This is a genomic window from Methanobrevibacter sp., from assembly GCF_045577275.1.
GTDB lineage: Archaea > Methanobacteriota > Methanobacteria > Methanobacteriales > Methanobacteriaceae > Methanobrevibacter.
In genome coordinates, this window is the sequence record NZ_JAZNIB010000288.1 from 1 (window position 1) to 1569 (window position 1569).

At 36.5% G+C, this 1569-nt stretch carries 1 protein-coding gene; it reads left to right on the top strand.

Annotated features, from left to right (window positions below; translation table 11 throughout):
• The first annotated feature begins 213 nt into the window (after positions 1-213).
• On the top strand, positions 214-1311 hold the full coding sequence (gene fbp / locus ACKI67_RS08385) for a fructose-1,6-bisphosphate aldolase/phosphatase (RefSeq protein WP_407463071.1): 1098 nt from the start codon (positions 214-216) through the stop codon (positions 1309-1311).
• Positions 1312-1569 lie beyond the last annotated feature (258 nt).

A 1569-nucleotide genomic window follows, 5' to 3' on the forward strand; every position in this document is an offset into this window, starting at 1 on the left:
CTTGATAAAGCTATTGCATATATGGAATCTATTTTTCAACGATTGAATTTCGATTAAATATTTTTTTTTAAATCACCAACAATTGCTTTCAATTTCTAAAATTGTTTTAAACTTATTTTAAAAATTCCTATTTAAACATAATAATTAAATAGTATACAAATCAAAAATAAATAATGTCTAGTAAATAATAATTTACTAATTGAGGTTATTAATATGAAAACTACTGTTAGTGTAATTAAAGCTGATATTGGAAGTGTGTCCGGACACTGTGTCGCACACCCAGAATTAATGGACATTTGTGATGAAGTTTTAAACGAAGCTTTAGAAGCCGGCATCATAAAAGATTACTATATCTCCCGTTGCGGAGACGACATAGACTTAATCATGACCCACGACAAAGGGGAAGAAAACGAAGAAGTCCACAAAACTGCATACACTGCATTCATGAAAGCTACTGAAAGAGCACGTGAATTGAAATTATACGGTGCAGGTCAAGACTTATTATCCGATACCTTCTCCGGTAACATCAAAGGTATGGGTCCTGGTGTTGCAGAAATCGAATTTGAAGAAAGGCCATCTGATCCTGTACTCATATTCTGCTGTGACAAAACCGAACCTGGTGCATTCAACTTGCCGGTATTCAGAATATTTGCAGATCCATTCAACACTGCAGGTCTTGTAATTGACCCAAGCTTACACGATGGATTCAAATTTGAAGTATTCGATGTAATCGAACACAGAAAAGTAGTCTTAAACTGTCCTGAAGAAATGTATGATTTACTCGCATTAATCGGTTCCACCGGAAGATACGTAATTAAAAGAGTATGGAAGAAAAACGGTGAAATCGCAGCTGCAGTAAGTACTGAAAGATTAAACTTAATGGCTGGCGAATACGTAGGTAAAGACGACCCAGTATGTATCGTAAGAGCACAATCTGGTTTCCCTGCAAACGGTGAATGTGTAGATCCATTTGCATTCCCACACATGGTAAGTGGATGGATGAGAGGATCCCACAACGGTCCAATGATGCCTGTATCCGAAGCAGAAGCAAACCCAATCAGATTTGACGGACCACCTAGAGTAGTAGGATTAGGTTTCCAAGTAGCTAACGGTGAATTAATCGGTCCTGTAGACTTATTCGATGACCCTGCATTCGACCCTACCCGTGAACAAGCTGCTAAAATTGCAACTTACATCAGAAGACACGGTCCATTCGAACCTCACAGATTACCTGCTGAAGAAATGGAATACACTTCACTTCCTGGTGTAATGGAAAAATTAGAATCCAGATTTGAAGACATGGATGATTAGATTTAAAGAGATTCTTAATCTCTTCTTTTTTTACTTTTTTTTAGAATTATAACCATCAACCGTATGTAGCATGTTCAGTAGGTGATTTGATGTTTGAAGATTTATTTGGAAATGGTCCACAATGTAGAGTTATCAGTTTCTTTTTTTGCGCACCTGTTGAGGAGTACACAAAACAACAAATAGTTGTAGGTTCTGAGGTTCCAAGAGATATATTAAATCCATTTATCGACACATTCATTGAATATGAAATTTTAATAG